The sequence below is a fragment of the Enterobacter sp. QK-SA4 genome (assembly GCF_056856775.1).
Genome location: NZ_JBXFXH010000007.1, coordinates 3345741 through 3364687 on the forward strand (window position 1 = coordinate 3345741; position 18947 = coordinate 3364687).

The following is an 18947-nucleotide window of genomic DNA, read 5'->3' on the forward strand; positions in this document are numbered from 1 at the left end:
GAGCGAACATGTTTCACCGATTATGGACGTTGATACGCAAAGAGCTGCAATCCCTGCTGCGCGAGCCGCAAACCCGCGCCATTCTGGTCTTGCCGGTACTGATCCAGGTTTTACTGTTCCCGTTTGCCGCCACCCTTGAGGTGACCAACGCCACCATTGCCATTTACAACGAAGATAACGGCAAACATTCCGTCGAGCTGACGCAGCGCTTTGCCCGTGCGAAAGCCTTTACCCACATCCTGCTGCTGAAAAGCCCGCAGGAGATCCAGCCCACCATTGACACGCAAAAAGCGCTACTGCTGGTGCGGTTCCCGGCGGATTTCTCCCGCAATCTGGATACCTTCCAGACCGCGCCGATGCAGCTGATCCTCGACGGGCGTAACTCCAACAGCGCCCAGATTGCCGCCAACTACCTGCAGCAGGTGGTGAAGGATTACCAGCAGGAGCTGATGGAGGGCAAACCGAAGCCCAACAACAGCGAGCTGGTGGTGCGTAACTGGTACAACCCGAACCTGGACTACAAGTGGTTCGTGGTGCCGTCGCTGATCGCCATGATTACCACTATTGGGGTGATGATCGTGACTTCCCTTTCCGTCGCCCGCGAGCGCGAACAGGGCACGCTGGACCAGCTGCTGGTCTCCCCGCTCGCCACCTGGCAAATTTTCGTCGGCAAAGCGGTCCCGGCACTGATCGTCGCGACGTTCCAGGCCACCATCGTGCTGGGGGTGGGAATTTGGGCCTATCAGATCCCGTTCGCCGGTTCGCTGGCGCTGTTTTACTTCACTATGGTGATTTACGGGCTGTCGCTGGTGGGGTTTGGACTGCTGATCTCGGCGCTCTGCTCGACGCAGCAGCAGGCGTTTATCGGGGTGTTCGTCTTTATGATGCCCGCGATTTTGCTCTCGGGTTATGTTTCACCCGTCGAGAACATGCCGGTGTGGCTACAGGATCTGACGTGGGTAAACCCGATTCGGCACTTTACGGACATCACCAAGCAAATCTATCTGAAGGATGCGAGTCTGGATATTGTCTGGGGAAGTTTGTGGCCGCTACTGGTCATAGCGGCCACGACGGGCTCAGTGGCGTACGCGATGTTTAGACGCAACATTGCGTAGCTTTTTCTCTTTGGTCAGCAGCGAGACCACCGCAGGCCCAGCGAGGATAGCCAGACCCGCCAGGGCCAGCAGCAGGTTGTTTTGCAGCACGCGCGACAGCAGCCAAAGCACGATCATCGCCGCGCCAAAATACCAGGTGGTGGTGAGCTCTTCGAGCACATCACCCACCTCGCGCCAGCGCGCTTCATGGTGGCGCTGTAGGAACAGCATCGACAGCACGGTGACGCCATAAAGGACGCATAGCCCCAGGCCAACACGCACCAGCGTGCCGCTCATCCAGCCCATCACCAGTACGGCCACGACCAGTAAATGCAACATTATCTGCCAGCAACTCAGGCCAGTTGCGACACGAACACGTTGTTGCCACTTCATGGCTTCTCTCCTGAAGGATTTTTCTCTGCTTAATCAGACTACCGCACTTTACGGAAAATTCCGTAACGCCGCATCTTTTTGTGACGACGACTACACTTTATTTTCATTGGGATAGTCACTCAGGAAGGAGCTTATGACTCAAAAAATGCAGCATTTCTCGCTTAAGGTGCTGACGATAAACATTCATAAGGGCTTCACAGCATTTAACCGCCGCTTCATTTTACCGGAGCTGCGCGACGCGGTACGCACCGTCAGCGCGGATATTGTCTGCCTGCAGGAGGTGATGGGCGCACACGAAGTGCATCCGCTCCACTTTGAGAACTGGCCCGACACGCCGCACTATGAATTTCTGGCCGACACCATGTGGAGTGACTACGCCTACGGCCGCAACGCGGTCTATCCGGAAGGACATCACGGAAACGCGGTACTGTCCCGTTACCCCATTGAACATTACGAAAACCGCGACGTTTCCGTCGGGGAAAGCGAAAAACGCGGCCTGCTTTACTGCCGCATTACGCCGCCAGACCTCGAGCGACCAGTCCATGTCGGCTGTGTTCACCTGGGCCTTCGCGAAGCCCATCGTCAGGCGCAGCTGAAAATGCTGGCCGAATGGGCCAACGCGCTTCCCGAAGGTGAACCGGTGGTGGTGGCGGGCGATTTCAACGACTGGCGACAGCGGGCAAACCATCCGCTGAAGGTGGATGCCGGGCTGGAAGAGATTTTTACTCGCGCCAACGGCAGGCCTGCGCGTACCTTCCCGGTCCGTTTCCCGCTGCTTCGGCTTGACCGCATCTACGTGAAAAATGCCCACGCCAGCAGCCCGACCGCCCTGGCGCTCCTTAACTGGCGACATCTTTCCGACCATGCCCCGCTCAGCGCGGAGATCCACCTATGAAATGTTCCTGGCAGGAAGGCAACCGAATCACGCTGCTGGTCAACGGGGACGAGTATTATCCGGCCGTATTTAAAGCGATTGACCATGCACAGCAGAAGGTGATCCTCGAAACCTTTATCTGGTTCGAAGACGACGTGGGCAAGCAGTTGCATAGCGTGCTGCTGCGCGCCGCCCAGCGCGGCGTCAAAATTGAAGTGCTGCTTGATGGCTATGGCTCGCCGGATCTCAGCGATGCGTTTGTGAATGAATTGACCTCCGCGGGCGTGGTGTTTCGCTACTACGATCCCGGCCCTCGCCTGTTCGGCATGCGTACCAATCTTTTCCGCCGGATGCACCGCAAAATTGTGGTGGTGGATGAGACGGTGGCGTTTGTCGGCGGCATTAACTACTCCGCTGAGCATATGTCCGACTACGGCCCGGAGGCGAAGCAGGACTACGCCATTCGCATTGAAGGCCCGGTGGTGCAGGACATCTTGCTGTTTGAGCTGGAGAACCTGCCGGGTAAAGAGGCCGTTCGCCGCTGGTGGAGACGCCGCCATCGCCCGGAAGAGAACCGGAAGCCCGGCGAAGCGCAGGCCCTTTTCGTCTGGCGGGATAACGGCGAGCACCGGGACGACATTGAACGTCATTATCTCAAGATGCTCGCCAACGCGAAGCGCGAAGTGATTATTGCTAACGCCTACTTTTTCCCGGGCTATCGTCTTCTGCACGCCATGCGCAATGCGGCCCGACGCGGGGTTCGCGTGAAGCTGATTGTGCAGGGCGAGCCGGATATGCCGATTGTGAAGGTTGGCGCGCGTTTACTCTATCGCTATCTGGTTAAAAGCGGCGTGCAGATATATGAATATCGCCGCCGTCCGCTGCACGGCAAAGTCGCTGTAATGGATGACCACTGGGCAACCGTCGGTTCCAGTAACCTCGATCCGCTGAGCTTATCGCTTAATCTGGAAGCGAACCTGATCATCCACGATCGTCAGTTTAATCAGACCCTGCGCGATAACCTTCAGGGGCTTATCGACAAAGACTGCGTGCGTGTCGATGAATCCATGGTGCCGAAACGCAGCTGGTGGAACGTTGGCATCGGCGTGGTGGTGTTCCACTTCCTGCGCCACTTCCCGGCGATGGTCGGCTGGCTGCCGGCGCATACGCCGAAGCTGGCGCAGGTGGATCCGCCGGTACAACCCGAAATGGAAACCCAGGACCGCGTTGAAGCGGAAGATGGAGGCAAACCCTGATGTCGAAATCGCATCCGCGCTGGCGGCTGGCAAAAAAGATCCTGACCTGGCTGTTTTTTATTGCGGTCGCGGTTCTGCTGGTGGTCTACGCGCAGAAAGTTGACTGGGAAGAGGTATGGAAAGTCATCCGCAACTATAACCGGATGGTGCTGCTGGGCGCTGTGGGGCTGGTTATTGTCAGCTACCTGATGTACGGCTGCTATGACCTGCTGGGCCGCGCCTACTGCGGCCACAAGCTGGCCAAACGTCAGGTGATGCTGGTGTCGTTTATCTGCTACGCCTTTAACCTGACGCTGAGCACCTGGGTCGGCGGCATTGGCATGCGCTATCGCCTTTACTCGCGGCTCGGCCTGCCGGGCGGGACCATCACGCGCATTTTCTCGTTAAGCATCACCACCAACTGGCTGGGCTATATTCTGCTCGGCGGGGTGATCTTCACCATCGGCGTGGTGCAGCTGCCCGCGCACTGGTATATCGATGAGGCCACGCTGCGCATTCTGGGCATCGTACTGCTACTGATTATCGCCGTTTATCTGTGGGCCTGCGCGTTTGCCAAACGCCGCCATATGACCATCAAGGGGCAAAAGCTGGTTCTGCCCTCGTGGAAGTTTGCGGTGCTGCAGATGGCAGTCTCCAGCGCCAACTGGATGGCGATGGGGGCCATTATCTGGCTGCTGATTGGCGAGGACGTGAACTACTTCTTCGTGCTGGGCGTGCTGCTGGTGAGCAGTATTGCGGGCGTAATTGTGCATATTCCTGCCGGGATCGGCGTGCTGGAGGCGGTATTTATCGCGTTGCTGGCCGGGGAGCATGTCTCTCAGGGAACGATTATCGCCGCCCTGCTGGCGTACCGCATGCTGTATTATTTCCTGCCGCTGGCGCTGGCAACGGTCTGTTATCTGGTGCTGGAGAGTCGGGCGAAGAAGCTGAGAGCGAAGAACGAGAAGGCGTTGGCGAAATAAAAGCAAAACGGCAACCTTGTTGCCGTTTTTGGTGTTTGTTCCCTCTCCCGTAGGAGAGGGTCAGGGTGAGGGCACCAGACCGCACCGCCACCCGGCAAAACAACCTTAACGACGGTTGCCTAAAATCCGCAGCAGCATCAGGAACAGGTTGATGAAGTCCAGATACAGCGTCAGCGCGCCCAGAATCGCGTATTTGCGCAGGTTTGAACTGTCGCGTACGTCGATCTGCTCGCCGATGTTTTTCAGCTTCTGGGTGTCATACGCCGTCAACCCAACGAAGATCACCACCCCGATGTAGGTCACGGCCCACATCAGCGCGTCGCTCTTCAGCCACAGGTTCACCAGCGACGCCAGCACAATCCCAATCAGCCCCATAAACAGCATGCTGCCGAAGCCGCTCAGATCGCGTTTGGTGGTATAACCGTAGAGACTCATCGCACCGAACATCCCGCCCGCCACCACGAAGGTGCTGGCGATGGAGGAGTAGGTGTAAACGATGAAAATACTGGAAAGCGTCAGCCCGGTTAGCGCCGAATAGAGCATAAACAGCGTGGTCGCCATTCCGGCACTCAGCTTTTGCACCAGACCAGAAAGCACAAATACCAGCGCCAGCTGCGCGATAATCAGCCCAAAGAAGGTAATTTTGCTCGAGAAGATAAACATCATCAGTTCAGGCGTGTTCGCCGCATACCACGCGATAAACGCGGTAAGCAGCAGGCCAACCGTCATCCAGCCGTACACCTGAGCCATATACGTCTGCAGGCCGCTACGGGTCTGCTGTACTATTGAATCGGAACGCGGAAATCGGTCCATGATTCACTCCTGATTAAGATTAAGTAGACACACACGTTAAGATTAACACATCCACGTAAACCGACTACCAACGGCTGGCGGCTTGTTTATCGCTGTCGCGAGATTCTACCCAGCGGTCACCTTCCGGCGTGGCCTCGCGCTTCCAGAACGGCGCTTTGGTTTTGAGGTAATCCATAATGAACTCCCCTGCCGCAAACGCGCTGCTGCGGTGCGCGCTGGTCACCCCGACGAAGACAATATCCTCGCCAGGCCACATCTCGCCGATGCGGTGAATAACCGTGACCCGGCCAAGCGGCCACCGGCCCCGTGCCTCGTTAACAATCTCCGTCAGCGATTTCTCGGTCATCCCCGGATAGTGCTCCAGCGTCAGTGCCTTCACGCTGTCACCGAGATTGTGGTTGCGCACCTTGCCGGTGAAGGTGACGACCGCGCCGTCTTCATCGCGTTCCGCCAGCCAGCTGTATTCGGTCCCCACGTTAAAACGCTCGGGACTCACCAGAATTCGGGTTTCAGCCATCTTAGCCTCCCGTAACCGGCGGGAAGAAGGCCACTTCATCCCCTGCGTTCAGCGGATGGGTGAATTCCACCAGCGTCTGGTTAACGGCGGCCAGCAGCTTGCCTTCGTCCAGCGCCAGCGCCCAGCGGTCGCTTTGTGCCGCCAGATGCGCGCGCAGGTCCGCGACGTTTTCGAAGGACGCGTCCAGCGTCAGGCTATCGGTGTTCACCAGCTCGCGCACCTGCGCAAAAAAGAGCACCTTAATCATGGCTATCCACCTTAAAATCACCGGATTTGCCGCCGCTTTTTGCCAGCAGGCGAACCGGGCCAATCACCATATCTTTCTGCACCGCTTTGCACATGTCGTAGATGGTCAGCGCGGCAACTGAGGCCGCCGTCAGCGCCTCCATCTCCACGCCGGTTTTGCCGGTTAAGCGGCAAAGTGACTCAATGCGCACGCGATTATGCTCCGGCTGTGCCTGCAGGTTCACTTCCACTTTGCTCAGCATCAGCGGATGGCACAGCGGAATTAAGTCCCAGGTGCGCTTGGCGGCCTGAATCCCCGCGATGCGCGCGGTGGCAAAGACGTCGCCCTTATGGTGGCTGCCGTCGATAATCATCGCCAGCGTTTCCGGCAGCATAGTGACAAACGCTTCCGCGCGCGCCTCGCGCACCGTTTCGGCTTTGGCGGAGACGTCCACCATATGCGCTTCGCCAGCGGCGTTAATGTGGGTCAGTTGTGACATAGCTTATTTCTTTAAATGGGGATGGAAATTACACGGACGGGTACGGGCGTCCAGCTGCGGGGCGATGATGTTTTCCCACGCGGTGCGGCAGGCTTTGGTCGAGCCCGGCATAGCGAAAATCAGGGTTTTGTTAGCCACCCCGGCAACGGCGCGCGACTGGAGCGTGGAGGTACCAATCTCTTCAAAGGAGAGCATGCGGAATACTTCGCCGAAGCCTTCTACCTCGCGGTCGAAAAGCGGGATCAGCGCTTCGGGGGCCTGATCGCCTGCGGTAAAACCGGTGCCGCCGGTGATCAGCACCACCTGCACCTCATCGCTGGCAATCCACTGCGAAACCTGAGCGCGAATGGCGTAGCGGTTCTCCTTCACGATCGCTTTATCGACGATGTGATGCCCCGCGTCATGGGCCGCCTCGCGCAGCCAGTGGCCAGAGGTATCATCCTCTTCGCCCCGGCGGTCGGAAACGGTAAGGATAGCAATGCGTGTCGGGATAAATTCTGCGCTTACCTGACTCATATTCTGATTCCTTCTTAAGCCTGATTACCCGCCGATATAAGACAGGTTCTGAGTAATACCGGTATTGCCCTGATGCAGGAAGTGGGTCTGTTTTTTATGCGTCAGCGCGTCAGAAATGCGTGCTTCAAGCGCGCCCTGCTGCGCATCATCTTCCAGCAGATCGCGAAGGTCCACGCCGCCGTCGCCGAACAGGCAAAGATGGAGCTTGCCAACGGAGGAGACGCGCAGGCGGTTGCAGCTGGCGCAGAAGTCTTTCTCATAGGGCATGATAAGCCCGATCTCACCTTCGTAATCCGGGTGGCAGAAGACCTGCGCCGGGCCGTCGCTGCGCTGGCGGATCTGGTGGATCCAGCCGCGTTTCAGCAGTTCGTCGCGCAGCACCATGCCGGAGATGTGATGGCGACGGAACAGCTCGCTGCCCTCGCCGGTTTCCATCAGCTCGATAAAACGCAGCTGAATGGGGCGGGATTGGATCCACGCCAGGAAGGTGTCCAGCTGATGGTGGTTTACATCGCGCATCAGCACCGTGTTGACTTTGACCTTCTCGAACCCGGCCGCAAATGCCGCGTCGATGCCGTCCATGACCTGCTGAAATTTATCCTGGCCGGTAATGGCGTGGAACTGACGGGCGTCCAGGCTATCGACGCTGACGTTGATCGCCGTCAGCCCCGCATCGCGCCAGTTCGCCACGTCGCGCGCCATGCGGTAACCGTTGGTGGTCACCGCAATCTGGCGGATACGTTCGTTTTCACGCACGGCGGCAATGATGTCGGGGAAATCGCGGCGCAGAGAGGGTTCGCCGCCGGTCAGACGCACTTTTTCGGTGCCGAGCTCAGAGAAGGCGCGCGTGACGCGGCGCACTTCATCCACGGAGAGAAAGCCGTTATTGGTGACGCTGCCCGGTTTGTAGCCATCGGGCAGGCAGTAGGCGCAACGGAAGTTGCACACATCGGTAATCGACAGACGTAAGTAATAAAACTTACGCGCGAAAGCATCAGTAAGTTGTGAAGCCATGTACACCTTTCCAGATCGGGAGGCACAGTCATTTCTTTCTGTACCCTGGTGGCAAATTCGCCACGGCCAGAGCGCCATATCTTTCGACACAGGCACAAGGGCTAGAGTGTATGTTTTCAATTTTGAAAACGTGGTTAGGGCGATAGTAGCGCGTAAATTCTCACGGCGCCATTATCGCCTTTCGCTATATAGTTACGTATATAGCGAATCAATCCTGCATTTTCGCTACAGAATACCTAAAAACCGCATTTTCACATTGATATACGTCATTTTGCATCGGGTGAGGCATCGTCTTTTAGGGGTAGTTAGGTTACTGTTACGCGATCGAACGTGATAAGGAATACGTATGCGCAATCGCACTTTTGCGGATCTTGACCGAGTGGTCGCTCTTGGCGGAGGACACGGCTTGGGCCGGGTTATGTCCTCTTTGTCGTCACTCGGCTCAAGGCTGACAGGGATAGTGACCACCACCGATAACGGCGGCTCAACCGGGCGCATTCGTCGTGCCGAAGGCGGCATTGCCTGGGGAGATATGCGCAACTGCCTGAACCAGTTAATTACCGAGCCGAGCGTCGCATCGGCGATGTTTGAGTACCGTTTTGGCGGTAATGGCGAACTTTCCGGGCATAACCTTGGAAATCTGATGTTAAAGGCATTGGATCACCTGAGCGTACGGCCTCTGGAAGCCATCAACTTAATCCGTAATCTGCTGAAAGTTGACGCATTCCTGATCCCCATGTCAGAACAACCGGTAGACTTGATGGCCATCGACGCCGAAGGGCATGAAGTTTACGGCGAGGTGAATATTGACCAGCTCATCCTGCCGCCCACGGAGTTAATGACCTATCCGAGCGTGCCCGCCACGCGAGAAGCGGTGGAGGCCATCGGAGAAGCGGATCTTATCCTGATCGGTCCGGGCAGTTTTTATACCAGCCTGATGCCCATTCTGCTGGTGAAAGAGCTGGCGCAGGCGCTGCGCCGCACCCCTGCCCCGATGGTTTACATCGGTAACCTGGGACGTGAACTGAGTCCGGCGGCGGCGAGCCTGTCGCTGGCAGATAAGCTTGAATTAATGGAGCAGTACGTCGGTAAAAAAATTATCGACGGCGTCGTGGTCGGACCGAAGGTGGATGTGTCGGGTATTGGCGACCGCGTGGTCGTGCAGGAGCCACTGGAAGCGAGTGATATTAAATATCGCCATGACCGTCACCTGCTGCGCGAGGCGCTGGAGAAGGCGATTCAGGCGCTGGGTTAGGTTCGTTTTGTGCGGCCTGATGCCCTCATAATAATGCCCGCACGGACGCCCCCCCTCCCTTGAGGGAGAGGGCTGAGGTGAAGGGGAACATACGACTCTGGTGGTCATTCCGTTCACTTTATGTTCCTTGCTACTCTGTAACGACATGGCCTGTGAACGTGCCAGGGTGGCTCAATCGCCACCACCCTGGCGACCCGGGCTCCCGGCGGTAAATCGCCGCTTCGCGGTGCCCTCGGCTTATTCCTTTCGGCTTATCGGGTAAGGGCGGAGGTAACGTCCCTGTAAAGCCCGCCCTCTCGGCGCATCCCTGCGCCTCGCCCCGGCCTGCAGGAAACACCTCAGCGATTTACAGCCGGACCAGAGCATCGCTGATAGCCTTCAATCGCTCTGAAACAACGTTATTGCTTCTGTTCAAAAATTACTGGGGATCCCTCTCCCACGGGGAGAGGGAGAAAACAACGCTTTACTCACGATGCCGCGATGAAAAGATCCCGCAGCTGATGAAGCTGGTCGCGGATCTGCGCCGCTTCTTCGAACTCCAGGTTCTGCGCGTGCTGCATCATCTGCCCTTCCAGCTCGTGGATTTTCTGCTGCAGCGCTTTCGGCGTCAGCACGACGGTATCCTCTTCCACCACTGAACGCGCCTTGCCGCGACCTTTCGCTTTGGTTTTGGCAATGTTCTGACCCAGCGCCAGAATATCCACCACCTTCTTGTTCAGCCCCTGCGGGGTAATGCCGTGCTCTTCGTTGTAGCGCTGCTGTTTCTCGCGGCGGCGCTCCGTTTCGCCAATCGCTTTCGCCATCGACGGGGTGATTTTGTCACCGTACAGAATCGCTTTCCCGTTGACGTTACGCGCGGCACGGCCGATGGTCTGGATCAGGGAGCGTTCAGAACGCAGGAAACCCTCTTTGTCCGCATCCAGAATCGCCACCAGCGAGACTTCCGGCATGTCCAGACCTTCTCGCAGCAGGTTGATCCCCACCAGCACGTCAAACTCGCCCAGACGCAGATCGCGGATAATCTCCATGCGCTCCACGGTGTCGATATCCGAATGCAGATAGCGCACCTTCTCGCCGTGCTCTTCGAGATACTCGGTGAGGTCTTCCGCCATACGCTTGGTGAGCGTGGTCACCAGCACGCGCTCGTTGATGGCGGAACGGGCGCGGATCTCTGAGAGCAGATCGTCCACCTGCGTAGCCACTGGACGAACTTCAATAATCGGGTCGAGCAATCCGGTCGGACGCACAACCTGATCGACAACGTCTTCACCGGATTTCTCCAGCTCGTAGTTGCCCGGCGTGGCCGAGACGTAAATGGTTTGCGGCGCTAATGCCTCAAATTCTTCAAACTTCATCGGACGGTTATCCAGCGCTGACGGCAGGCGGAACCCGTACTCTACCAGCGTCTCTTTACGCGCCCGATCACCGCGGTACATCCCGCCGATCTGCGGGATCGTGACGTGGGATTCGTCGATCACCAGCAAACCGTCTGCCGGAAGGTAGTCAAACAGCGTCGGCGGCGGCTCGCCCGGCCCGCGCCCGGAGAGGAAGCGCGAGTAGTTTTCAATGCCGGAGCAATAGCCCAGCTCGTTCATCATCTCAAGGTCAAACTGGGTACGCTGGCTCAGGCGCTGCTCTTCCAGCAGCTTATTGTTCGCCAGCAGCACCTTACGGCGCTCGGCCAGCTCCACTTTGATCTCTTCCATCGCCTGCACGATACGCTCGCGCGGCGTCACGTAGTGCGTTTTCGGGTAGATGGTGAAGCGCTGGATCACTGATTCAATGTGTCCGGTCAGCGGGTCGAAGAGCGACAGGCGTTCAACCTCTTCGTCAAACAGCTCGACGCGCAGCGCCATATCGTCCGATTCCGCCGGGAAGATGTCGATCACCTCACCGCGTACGCGGAAGGTGCCGCGCTGGAACGCCTGATCGTTACGGGCATACTGCAGCTCCGCCAGACGACGAACGATGGCGCGCTGGTCGATGATCATCCCCTGCGTCAGGTGCAGCATCATCTTGAGATAGAGATCCGGATCGCCCAGACCGTAGATCGCGGAAACCGACGCGACGACGACCACATCGCGACGCTCCAGAAGCGCCTTCGTGGCCGACAGACGCATCTGTTCGATGTGTTCGTTCACCGAGGCATCCTTCTCGATGAAGGTGTCAGAGCTCGGTACGTAGGCTTCAGGCTGGTAGTAATCGTAGTAGGAGACGAAATACTCCACCGCGTTTTCCGGGAAGAACTCTTTCATCTCGCCGTAAAGCTGCGCGGCCAGGGTTTTGTTGGGTGCCAGCACCATCGTTGGGCGCTGGAGATCCGCAATCACGTTGGCGATGGTGAACGTTTTACCCGAGCCGGTTACCCCCAGCAGCGTCTGGTGCGCCAGCCCGTCTTCCAGCCCCTCTTCCAGACGACGGATCGCCTCAGGCTGATCGCCAGATGGACGGAAAGCAGAATTCAATTTGAACGGTTTACTCATGGGCGACAACCTGATGACGTTATAAGCGGCAGGTGAGTAATTTTACTCGTTGTTGCCAGGAATGCCAGTAAAAAACACTGGATGAAAAACCAGTAGCATGTCAGGATATTTAGCATAGCGCCTGAATGATTAGCGCGATAGCGGCCAAAATTTGGACTGTGACAATATAAAACACCAGTCAGGTCAGGTTATCCCCAGAACTTTTTCTTTTTTAACATTTGTCAAGCCAGGTAATGATAGTTTTGTGGCAACGGGTGACACTTTCATGACGGGAATTGCTTTTATCTAAGCAATTAAATAATAAACGATATTTTCTAAAGCCGCGTTTCGCGCCAATTTGGGCGTAAGCCGCGTCTTCTCTCGCTTATCGCGTGTTTTCTAACTCTAATGCACATGGTTATCCACAGGAATAGTGGATAACTGCTTCCAGCCCATGCAGACTGGCGCTCGGCAAATTCCCGGTTTTTCCCACGAGACCGCAGTAAAAAAATTTTATAGCTATTTTTTGATGATTAACAGTTGCGTCATTCATAACCAACCGATGGGATCTTGCTCACATTTTCATCATTTCGGGTTCTGCACCACAACTCACCACCTCCAGCACCGTCGATGTGCAATTCCCTTTTATCTCAGCCCCTCTCTGGTGACTTATTCCTAAAAAAGCCGTTTTTTTGAACACTTTTCGGTTTCTGGCAGGGGTTTTGCAGATTCAAACCCGAGCCTCACCTACACACATTTTTAAGGAGAAAAAGATGTTGAGTCTGCGTGCTGTGAATCAGTTTTACGGAAGCCAACATACGCTATGGAACGTGAATTTGGATTTTCCGCAAGGGATGTGTACAGGCGTCGTTGGCCTGCCGGGGATGGGGAAAACCACCCTCATGAATTGCATCGCCGGGAGAGTGCCCGTTGAAAGCGGCAGCATCATCTGGCACGAGGCGGGCGCGCCGCCGCGCGACTTGCTTAACCTGCCGCCAGAACAGCGCTCAGGACCGGGGATAGGCTATGTCCCGCAGGACAGGCGGATCTTCTCCCAGTTAACGATTGAGGAGAATCTGCATATCGCCATGCGGGCGATGGGGAAACCCAACCCGGAGGCGAAAAGTGACGTTTACGACCTGTTTCCGGCGCTCTACGCATTGCGTCAGGCCCGCGCCAACACGCTCTCTCCGGACGACCAGTACCAGCTGGCGCTGGCTAATGCGCTGGTGAACCGTCCGCACCTGCTGATCCTCGATGAGCCCCTGCACGGCGCAGGACACAGCTTCGCCCAGAAGCTGGGGCAGCTGCTGGTGCGCTTAAACCGGGAGTTAGGTATGACGGTGCTATTAGCGGAGCAGCAACTGTCGTTTATCCGCCGGGTTGCGGACCGCTTCTGCATGCTCTATCGCGGGCGTAACGTGGCGCAGGGCCACGTTAACGAGCTGGATGACGAGCTTATCGCGCACTGGATGTCGCGGAAAGCAAGACGCTGAGATCGAGATAACGCCCGGTGTCGGTATTTTCCACGCCGTCAGCAAGCCAGGGAATTTCCCCGAGGCACGGGGCGGGAAGTACGCGCCTGAGCGTCGCCAGATACTCCTGGTGTCGTTTCCCCGGCGCAACCACGTCGTTGGCTATCCAGCCCGCCAGCGTCAGCCCGGCCTGCTGTACGGCCTGCGCGGTCAACATGGCGTGATTGATGCAGCCCAGCCTGACGCCGACGACCAGAATGACGGGAAGCTGCTCGGCCTGCACCCAGTCAGCAAACGTCTGCGTGTCCGAAAGCGGCGTAAACCAGCCGCCTGCGCCTTCCACCAGCACCCAGTCGGCCTGGCTTTCCAGCGTCCGTAACCCGGCTGACAGCACGGTGAAATCAATCGGACGACCTTCGTCAGCGCTGATGATGTGCGGCGAGGTCGGCTCGGCAAAGGTGTACGGATTCACCGCTGAATAGGCAAGCTCACGCGTGCTGTTACGCTGGAGCGCCAGCGCGTCGGTATTGCGTAACCCTTCCGCCGTCATCTCGCTGCCGGAAGCAACCGGCTTATATCCGGCGGTGTTTTTCCCAAGCTTTCGCGCCGCCTGCAGCAGCGCCGAGCTGGCCACCGTTTTTCCCACTTCCGTATCCGTTCCGGTGACAAAATAACGTTCACTCACGTTCGATAATCCCATGAAAAAGTTGATAAGAGAGCGGGAAATGTCCCCGCTGCTGAGGCCAGGCCAGCTCCAGACGCTGCAGCTGGCCCCGGGTGAGCGGTTTTTTCTCCCGTCCGGCGTGCAGGTGCGTGGCGCCGATGCCCTTCAGCGAACGCATGGCGCTGAACGCATCGCCAAAATTGAGGGTGATGGTCTGCACCGTGCTGCGGTAGCGCCAGCCTGCCAGCGCCTGCGTCACCTGCTCATGCGATAAAAAGCGGTTAACGTGCGGCTGCTCATCCACCGCTTTCCACGCCTGATTTAGCTCCGGCAGCGAGCTTTCCAGCAGTGTGGTAAAGGCCACCTTCCCGCCCGGTCGCGCAACGCGATAAAGCTCGCGTAAGGCCTGCGGCAGGCTGCTGCACCACTGGACCGCCAGATGACTCCAGACCAGATCGAACTGCGCATCCGCCAGCGGGATCGCCTCGATATCCGCCAGCAGATAGCGATCCGCTGCCTGCCTCTGACGCGCCTCGTCGAGCATCTGGTCCGAGAGGTCGATAGCCGTCACCTGGCTTCCCGTCCCGCGCCAGTAGCTGCTGTTGCTGCCGGGACCACATCCGGCGTCCAGCACCTGCGGAAAACGGTTCTCGCCAAGCGCGGCCAGAAGCCCCTGCGCGCTCAAACGCTGCAGCTCATCGTGCTGCGAATAGCTCTGCGCGGCCCGACCAAATGCCGCCGCGACGGCCTGTTTATTCACCGGCGTCATGGAGCGCCTCCAGCAGCGTCTGGATATCCCGAGCCTCATGCGCCGCCGTCAGGGTTAAACGCAGCCGCGCGGTGCCCGGCGGGACCGTTGGCGGGCGAATGGCTGTAACCCACATGCCGCGCTCGCGCAGCGCCTGTGCCAGCGCCAGCGCGCGGCCGTTTTCGCCGACAATCACCGGCTGGATGGCGCTCTGCGAATCGGGGCTGTGGAAGGGCAGCGCCGCTAGCCCCTTGCGGAAGCGGGAGATATGCTCTGCCAGCCGCTGACGACGTTCATCCCCTTCCGCGCTGCGGATCACCGCCAGCGACGCAGACAGCGCCACTGCCTGTGCCGGGGGCATGCTGGTGCTGTAGATCAGGTGTCGGGCAAACTGCAGCAGATAGTCGGCGACGGACTCGCTGCACAGCACGGCGGCGCCGCTGACGCCAAAGCCTTTGCCGAAGGTGACGATCAGCAGCTCCGGCTTTACGTTTTGCTGATGCGCGCTGCCGCGACCTTCGCCACCCATTACGCCAATGCCGTGGGCATCGTCAACCAGCAGCCAGGCGTTTTGCCGCTTTGCGGCCTCGTGCAGCGCGGCAAGCGGCGCGCTGTCGCCGTCCATGCTGAACACCCCTTCGGTGACCGCCAGCTGCTGTCCGTCGCAGGGTTTATCCAGCAGCGCGGCGAGCTGCCCCGCATCGTTATGGGCAAAGCGGCGCAGCTGCGCCGGGCTTAAATTTGCCGCCTCCAGCAGCGAGGCGTGGCTCAGGCGGTCGGCGACAATCCGGTCCTCTTTTCCCATCAGGGCGGTAATGACCGCCTGGTTGGCGGCAAAGCCGGAGATGAACAGCAGCGCGCGCGGGTAGCCGAGCCAGTCGGCAAGCGCCTCTTCCAGCGCCTGATGCGCCGTGGTGTAGCCGCTGACGTGTCCCGAGCCGCCGCTGCCCACGCCAAACCGCTCCGCACCCTGCTGCCAGGCGCGGATGATGGCAGGATGCTGGCTCAGCCCGAGATAGTCGTTGCTGGAGAAATTACAAAACTGCCGCCCCTCGCGGGTAAGAAAACGGCCCGCGCCGTTTTCCACCACCCTGCGAATGCGAAACGCCTCTGCCGCCCGGCGTTCCTCCAGCGCGGTATTAATGCGTGCCTGCCAGGTCATACGGCTGCCGCGTTGTAGAACTGGTCGGTGTCGGCGTTGAAAATCTGCTGCTCCAGCTGCTGCTGTTGCTCGTTATCGCCCGTCAGCACCTCGGTCTGATGCGGGTTAAGCCCCAGCTTGCGGAACAGCTGAACGTCTTTGTCCTCTTCCGGGTTCGGCGTGGTCAGCAGCTTGCAGCCGTAGAAGATGGAGTTGGCTCCGGCCATAAAGCACATCGCCTGGGTCTGCTCGTTCATCTGCTCGCGACCGGCAGAGAGGCGCACGAAAGAGGTCGGCATCATGATGCGCGCCACCGCGATGGTGCGAATAAAATCAAACGCATCCACGTCGTCGTTATCCGCCAGCGGCGTTCCCTTAACCTTCACCAGCATGTTGATCGGCACGCTTTCCGGCGGGGTCGGCAGGTTTGCCAACTGCAGCAGCAGGCCCGCGCGGTCTTTCACCGTTTCGCCTAAGCCGACAATACCGCCCGAGCAGACCTTGATCCCCGCGTCACGCACTTTATCCAGCGTGTCCAGACGCTCCTGATAGGTCCGCGTGGTGATGATGTTGCCGTAAAACTCCGGCGAGGTGTCGAGGTTGTGGTTGTAGTAGTCCAGCCCTGCGGCGGAGAGGCGCTGCGCCTGCTCCTCGTTTAATGTGCCGAGCGTCATACAGGCTTCGAGGCCCATCTCCTTCACGCCCTTCACCATCTGCTCCAGATACGGCATGTCGCGGTCGTGCGGGTTCTTCCACGCCGCGCCCATGCAGAAGCGGGTCGAGCCGGCGTTTTTCGCCTTGCGAGCGGAGTCGAGCACCTGCTCCACTTCCATCAGCCGTTCGGATTCGAGACCGGTTTTGTAGCGCGCGCTCTGCGGGCAATATTTGCAGTCTTCAGGACAGGCACCGGTTTTGATCGACAGCAGCGTGCTGACCTGAACATGGCGCGGATCGAAGTGCTGACGATGCACCTGTTGGGCTTCGAACATCAGCTCAAGGAAAGGTTTGTTGAATAATTCAGTGACTTGCGACATCGTCCAGCGTGCGTGGTGAGCCATCGGGCTTCTCCAAAGGGTTTTGTTAATTTTCGGTTCGGTTTATACTCGTAAACCTAAAACTTTTCAAAATGGTTTACAAGTCGATTATGACCCAGGACGATCTCGCCTTCGACAAGCAGCATATCTGGCACCCTTACACTTCCACTACCCGCCCTCTTCCCGTTTATCCGGTGGCCTCGGCCCACGGCTGCGAGCTGCACCTCGCCAGCGGCGAACAGCTCGTTGACGGGATGTCTTCGTGGTGGGCGGCCATTCACGGGTACAACCACCCGCGCCTGAATGCGGCGATGAAGGCGCAGATTGACCAGATGTCGCATGTGATGTTTGGCGGAATCACCCATCAGCCCGCGGTGGATTTATGCCGTCGCCTGGTGGCGATGACGCCTGAATCGCTGGAGTGCGTGTTCCTGGCCGATTCCGGCTCCGTGGCGGTGGAAGTGGCGATGAAAATGGCGCTGCAGTACTGGCACGCGAAGGGTGAAACGCGCCAGCGCTTCCTCACCTTCCGCAACGGCTATCACGGGGATACCTTCGGGGCGATGTCGGTGTGCGATCCGGACAACTCGATGCACAGCCTGTGGAAAGGCTATCTGCCGGAAAACCTGTTTGCCCCTGCCCCGCAGAGCCGTTTCGACGGCGAGTGGAACGAGATGGACATGGTCGGCTTCGCGCGGCTGATGGCGGCGCATCGCCATGAAATCGCCGCCGTGATCCTGGAGCCGATTGTGCAGGGCGCAGGCGGAATGCGGATGTACCATCCGGAATGGCTGAGGCGTATTCGCAAGATGTGCGACCGCGAGGGCATTCTGCTGATTGCCGATGAGATCGCCACCGGCTTTGGCCGCACCGGCAGGCTGTTTGCCTGCGAACATGCGGGCATTGCGCCGGATATACTGTGTCTGGGCAAGGCGCTGACCGGCGGCACCATGACGCTCTCCGCCACGCTCACGACCCGCCAGGTGGCCGACACCATCAGCGACGGCGAGGCCGGCTGCTTTATGCACGGCCCGACGTTTATGGGCAACCCGCTGGCCTGCGCCGTCGCAAGCGAAAGCCTCGCCATTCTGGAGAGCGGCGAGTGGCAGACGCAGGTGGCGGCGATTGAGGCGCAGCTGAAAGAGGAGCTGAGCGCCGCCTCTGGCGCAAATTTCGTGGCAGACGTGCGCGTGCTGGGCGCCATCGGCGTGATTGAAACCACCCATCCGGTGAATATGGCGGCGCTGCAGCGCTTCTTCGTTGAGCAGGGCGTCTGGGTGCGGCCTTTCGGCAAGCTTATCTACCTGATGCCGCCGTACAGCATTACGCCAGAGCAGCTGCGTAAATTAACCGACGCGGTTGTAACAGCCGTTAACATTCCCGCGCATTTCACGATGTAACCCTATGCATTACACTTGCTGAACGAGCGATCAACGAGGGTAAACCGTATGAAAATCATCAGTAAAGATCTGCGCGACGGTGAAAAACTACCGGAACGCCACGTATTCAACGGCATGGGGTATCAGGGAGACAACATCTCCCCGCACCTGGCGTGGGATGAGGTTCCGGCCGGAACAAAAAGCTTTGTCGTGACCTGCTACGACCCGGATGCGCCGACCGGCTCCGGCTGGTGGCACTGGATTGTGGCGAACCTGCCTGCCGACACGCGCGTCCTGCCGCAGGGTTCCGGTTCAGACCTGGTTGCCCTGCCTGAAGGCGCCATTCAGACGCGCACCGATTTTGGTAAAGCGGGCTACGGCGGCGCGGCGCCGCCAAAAGGGGAAACCCACCGCTATATCTTCACGGTGCACGCGCTGGATGTGGAGAAGATTGAGGTCGATGAAGGGGCGAGCGGCGCGATGGTAGGGTTTAACGTGCATTTCCATTCGCTGGGCAGCGCGTCGATTACGGCGATGTATTCATAATAGTGCGGGCTGATGCCCTCACCCCGGCCCTCTCCCACAGGGAGAGGGTGAAAACCGGGCAATTCCCTCTCCCTGTGGG

At 58.5% G+C, this 18947-nt stretch carries 20 protein-coding genes and 1 riboswitch; of the genes, 8 read left to right on the forward strand and 12 right to left on the reverse strand.

Annotated features, from left to right (window positions below; all coding sequences use genetic code 11):
- Window positions 1-8: 8 nt before the first annotated feature.
- Window positions 9-1115: an ABC transporter permease gene (locus AC1VYI_RS17765; protein ID WP_023310860.1), complete on the forward strand. Its 1107-nt coding sequence runs from the start codon at window positions 9-11 to the stop codon at window positions 1113-1115.
- Here the strand turns inward: AC1VYI_RS17765 and AC1VYI_RS17770 are convergent.
- A complete protein-coding gene (locus AC1VYI_RS17770; protein WP_014883088.1) occupies window positions 1077-1487 on the reverse strand; it encodes a YbhQ family protein in 411 nt (136 codons plus the stop codon). The genes AC1VYI_RS17765 and AC1VYI_RS17770 overlap by 39 nt on opposite strands.
- Before the next feature lie 133 nt (window positions 1488-1620).
- Between AC1VYI_RS17770 and AC1VYI_RS17775 the strand changes: the two genes are divergently transcribed.
- From AC1VYI_RS17775 to AC1VYI_RS17785, 3 genes are read left to right on the forward strand one after another with little or no spacing between them, the layout of a single operon-like run.
- Window positions 1621-2382 (forward strand): endonuclease/exonuclease/phosphatase family protein, encoded by a 762-nt coding sequence (locus AC1VYI_RS17775; protein WP_023334979.1) that lies wholly within the window; start codon window positions 1621-1623, stop codon window positions 2380-2382.
- Window positions 2379-3617, forward strand: a complete 1239-nt coding sequence (gene clsB / locus AC1VYI_RS17780; protein WP_023310858.1) for a cardiolipin synthase ClsB — start codon at window positions 2379-2381, stop codon at window positions 3615-3617. Before AC1VYI_RS17775 ends, clsB begins: the two co-directional genes overlap by 4 nt.
- Entirely contained in the window at window positions 3617-4579 is a 963-nt protein-coding gene (locus AC1VYI_RS17785) for a lysylphosphatidylglycerol synthase domain-containing protein (protein ID WP_023310857.1), read from the forward strand. Before clsB ends, AC1VYI_RS17785 begins: the two co-directional genes overlap by 1 nt.
- Before the next feature lie 105 nt (window positions 4580-4684).
- On the opposite strand, the gene AC1VYI_RS17790 is transcribed toward AC1VYI_RS17785, so the two are convergent.
- The 6 genes from AC1VYI_RS17790 to moaA all read right to left on the reverse strand — a co-directional run bounded on the left by AC1VYI_RS17790 (window position 4685) and on the right by moaA (window position 8164).
- Window positions 4685-5392, reverse strand: coding sequence for a Bax inhibitor-1/YccA family protein (locus tag AC1VYI_RS17790; protein ID WP_134866633.1), 708 nt, complete (start codon window positions 5390-5392; stop codon window positions 4685-4687).
- A gap of 64 nt (window positions 5393-5456) precedes the next feature.
- On the reverse strand, window positions 5457-5909 hold the full coding sequence (gene moaE / locus AC1VYI_RS17795; protein WP_134866634.1) for a molybdopterin synthase catalytic subunit MoaE: 453 nt from the start codon (window positions 5907-5909) through the stop codon (window positions 5457-5459).
- Between the two features lies 1 nt (window position 5910).
- Window positions 5911-6156, reverse strand: coding sequence for a molybdopterin synthase sulfur carrier subunit (moaD, locus tag AC1VYI_RS17800; RefSeq protein WP_226483656.1), 246 nt, complete (start codon window positions 6154-6156; stop codon window positions 5911-5913).
- Entirely contained in the window at window positions 6149-6634 is a 486-nt protein-coding gene (gene moaC / locus AC1VYI_RS17805) for a cyclic pyranopterin monophosphate synthase MoaC (RefSeq protein ID WP_008501142.1), read from the reverse strand. Before moaC ends, moaD begins: the two co-directional genes overlap by 8 nt.
- Before the next feature lie 3 nt (window positions 6635-6637).
- On the reverse strand, window positions 6638-7150 hold the full coding sequence (gene moaB, locus AC1VYI_RS17810) for a molybdenum cofactor biosynthesis protein B (protein WP_024908761.1): 513 nt from the start codon (window positions 7148-7150) through the stop codon (window positions 6638-6640).
- Between the two features lie 24 nt (window positions 7151-7174).
- Window positions 7175-8164, reverse strand: a complete 990-nt coding sequence (gene moaA, locus AC1VYI_RS17815) for a GTP 3',8-cyclase MoaA (RefSeq protein WP_482882221.1) — start codon at window positions 8162-8164, stop codon at window positions 7175-7177.
- A riboswitch (molybdenum cofactor riboswitch) is annotated at window positions 8152-8285 on the reverse strand. It overlaps the preceding gene by 13 nt.
- Before the next feature lie 225 nt (window positions 8286-8510).
- On the opposite strand from moaA, the gene yvcK reads away from it, so the two are divergent.
- Window positions 8511-9419 carry a uridine diphosphate-N-acetylglucosamine-binding protein YvcK gene (gene yvcK / locus AC1VYI_RS17820; RefSeq protein ID WP_023310851.1) on the forward strand — a complete coding sequence of 303 codons (909 nt, stop codon included), beginning with the start codon at window positions 8511-8513 and terminating at the stop codon, window positions 9417-9419.
- Window positions 9420-9886: 467 nt separating this feature from the next.
- Here the strand turns inward: yvcK and uvrB are convergent, their stop codons facing one another.
- Window positions 9887-11902 carry an excinuclease ABC subunit UvrB gene (uvrB, locus tag AC1VYI_RS17825; protein ID WP_109846300.1) on the reverse strand — a complete coding sequence of 672 codons (2016 nt, stop codon included), beginning with the start codon at window positions 11900-11902 and terminating at the stop codon, window positions 9887-9889.
- Window positions 11903-12654: 752 nt separating this feature from the next.
- On the opposite strand from uvrB, the gene AC1VYI_RS17830 reads away from it, so the two are divergent.
- Window positions 12655-13377, forward strand: a complete 723-nt coding sequence (locus AC1VYI_RS17830; protein ID WP_134866636.1) for an ABC transporter ATP-binding protein — start codon at window positions 12655-12657, stop codon at window positions 13375-13377.
- On the opposite strand, the gene bioD is transcribed toward AC1VYI_RS17830, so the two are convergent.
- From bioD to bioB, 4 genes are read right to left on the reverse strand one after another with little or no spacing between them, the layout of a single operon-like run.
- Window positions 13340-14041 (reverse strand): dethiobiotin synthase, encoded by a 702-nt coding sequence (gene bioD, locus AC1VYI_RS17835; protein WP_134866637.1) that lies wholly within the window; start codon window positions 14039-14041, stop codon window positions 13340-13342. The two genes, AC1VYI_RS17830 and bioD, sit on opposite strands and share 38 nt — an antisense overlap.
- Entirely contained in the window at window positions 14034-14789 is a 756-nt protein-coding gene (gene bioC, locus AC1VYI_RS17840; RefSeq protein ID WP_134866638.1) for a malonyl-ACP O-methyltransferase BioC, read from the reverse strand. The genes bioD and bioC overlap by 8 nt, the downstream gene beginning before the upstream one ends.
- Window positions 14773-15930 carry an 8-amino-7-oxononanoate synthase gene (bioF, locus tag AC1VYI_RS17845; protein WP_134866639.1) on the reverse strand — a complete coding sequence of 386 codons (1158 nt, stop codon included), beginning with the start codon at window positions 15928-15930 and terminating at the stop codon, window positions 14773-14775. The genes bioC and bioF overlap by 17 nt, the downstream gene beginning before the upstream one ends.
- Complete coding sequence (gene bioB, locus AC1VYI_RS17850) at window positions 15927-16967, reverse strand: biotin synthase BioB (RefSeq protein ID WP_033144975.1); 1041 nt, start codon at window positions 16965-16967, stop codon at window positions 15927-15929. The genes bioF and bioB overlap by 4 nt, the downstream gene beginning before the upstream one ends.
- An 86-nt stretch (window positions 16968-17053) precedes the next feature.
- Here bioB and bioA point away from each other — a divergent pair, with 86 nt between their 5' ends.
- A complete protein-coding gene (bioA, locus tag AC1VYI_RS17855; RefSeq protein WP_072263161.1) occupies window positions 17054-18343 on the forward strand; it encodes an adenosylmethionine--8-amino-7-oxononanoate transaminase in 1290 nt (429 codons plus the stop codon).
- Between the two features lie 48 nt (window positions 18344-18391).
- Entirely contained in the window at window positions 18392-18868 is a 477-nt protein-coding gene (locus tag AC1VYI_RS17860; protein WP_008501131.1) for a kinase inhibitor, read from the forward strand.
- Window positions 18869-18947: the final 79 nt, after the last annotated feature.

Coding starts and splice junctions, on each gene's coding strand:
- AC1VYI_RS17770 (WP_014883088.1), bottom strand. CDS start 1,487: ATGAAGTGGCAACAACGTGTTCGTGTCGCAACTGGCCTGAGTTGCTGG.
- AC1VYI_RS17790 (WP_134866633.1), bottom strand. CDS start 5,392: ATGGACCGATTTCCGCGTTCCGATTCAATAGTACAGCAGACCCGTAGC.
- bioC (WP_134866638.1), bottom strand. CDS start 14,789: ATGACGCCGGTGAATAAACAGGCCGTCGCGGCGGCATTTGGTCGGGCC.
- moaC (WP_008501142.1), bottom strand. CDS start 6,634: ATGTCACAACTGACCCACATTAACGCCGCTGGCGAAGCGCATATGGTG.
- bioF (WP_134866639.1), bottom strand. CDS start 15,930: ATGACCTGGCAGGCACGCATTAATACCGCGCTGGAGGAACGCCGGGCG.
- moaB (WP_024908761.1), bottom strand. CDS start 7,150: ATGAGTCAGGTAAGCGCAGAATTTATCCCGACACGCATTGCTATCCTT.
- bioA (WP_072263161.1), top strand. CDS start 17,054: ATGACCCAGGACGATCTCGCCTTCGACAAGCAGCATATCTGGCACCCT.
- clsB (WP_023310858.1), top strand. CDS start 2,379: ATGAAATGTTCCTGGCAGGAAGGCAACCGAATCACGCTGCTGGTCAAC.
- AC1VYI_RS17775 (WP_023334979.1), top strand. CDS start 1,621: ATGACTCAAAAAATGCAGCATTTCTCGCTTAAGGTGCTGACGATAAAC.
- moaE (WP_134866634.1), bottom strand. CDS start 5,909: ATGGCTGAAACCCGAATTCTGGTGAGTCCCGAGCGTTTTAACGTGGGG.
- yvcK (WP_023310851.1), top strand. CDS start 8,511: ATGCGCAATCGCACTTTTGCGGATCTTGACCGAGTGGTCGCTCTTGGC.
- AC1VYI_RS17860 (WP_008501131.1), top strand. CDS start 18,392: ATGAAAATCATCAGTAAAGATCTGCGCGACGGTGAAAAACTACCGGAA.
- moaA (WP_482882221.1), bottom strand. CDS start 8,164: ATGGCTTCACAACTTACTGATGCTTTCGCGCGTAAGTTTTATTACTTA.
- AC1VYI_RS17830 (WP_134866636.1), top strand. CDS start 12,655: ATGTTGAGTCTGCGTGCTGTGAATCAGTTTTACGGAAGCCAACATACG.
- moaD (WP_226483656.1), bottom strand. CDS start 6,156: ATGATTAAGGTGCTCTTTTTTGCGCAGGTGCGCGAGCTGGTGAACACC.
- uvrB (WP_109846300.1), bottom strand. CDS start 11,902: ATGAGTAAACCGTTCAAATTGAATTCTGCTTTCCGTCCATCTGGCGAT.
- AC1VYI_RS17785 (WP_023310857.1), top strand. CDS start 3,617: ATGTCGAAATCGCATCCGCGCTGGCGGCTGGCAAAAAAGATCCTGACC.
- bioB (WP_033144975.1), bottom strand. CDS start 16,967: ATGGCTCACCACGCACGCTGGACGATGTCGCAAGTCACTGAATTATTC.
- AC1VYI_RS17765 (WP_023310860.1), top strand. CDS start 9: ATGTTTCACCGATTATGGACGTTGATACGCAAAGAGCTGCAATCCCTG.